Genomic DNA, 753 nt, shown 5'->3' with positions numbered 1-753 from the left:
CGGTGCAGTGACGTTGATCCAACGCTTTGGTTCTGCGCTCAACCTTAATGTCCATTACCACATGCTATTTCTCGATGGCGTATACGCCGAAGATACCTATGGCCAACGGCGGTTCCATCGGGTCAAGGCACCCACTCAACATGAACTCANTGCGCTCGTTAACACCCTCAGCCACCGGGTCGCTCGCTGCCTGGAAAAACGCGGTCTGTTGGAGCGAGATGCCGAGAATACCTGGTTGACGCTGGACGAGGAAGGAGGAGATGTACTCACGCAACTGCACGGTTCCTCGGTGACTTACCGCATCGCCACCGGCCCCCAGCAAGGGAGTAAGGTCTTCACCCTGCAAACCTTCCCTCATTGCGAAAGTGAGAAGCCAGGCTATGGCCAAGCGGCTAAAGTGGCAGGGTTTTCACTCCATGCCGGTGTGATGGCCGAAGGACATCAGAGGGATAAACTCGAACGGCTCTGCCGCTACGTTAGCCGACCCGCTGTTTCAGAAAAGCGCCTGGCATTGACCTCCAATGGACACGTTCGGTATGAACTCAAAACCCCGTATCGCAATGGCACAACCCATGTGATCTTCGAACCCATGGACTTCATGGCCAAGCTGGCTGCACTGGTACCCAAGCCGCGCGTCAACCTCACCCGATTCCACGGAGTCTTCGCACCGAACAGCAAACACCGTGTTCAGGTCACACCGGCTAAACGCGGAAAAAAGCCTGACAAACTAGAAGCAGCCGATACTGACTGGCT

Annotated in this window: 1 protein-coding gene; it reads left to right on the top strand. The window is 55.7% G+C overall.

Translation table 11 applies throughout. From position 1 onward, the window contains the following. Window positions 1-753, top strand: a 753-nt coding sequence (locus tag A3757_RS21355) for a transposase (protein WP_197470195.1), incomplete at both ends; no start/stop codon positions are given.

It is taken from the genome of Oleiphilus sp. HI0117 (assembly GCF_001635235.1).
This window is presented reverse-complemented; position numbering and strand designations above follow the sequence as displayed.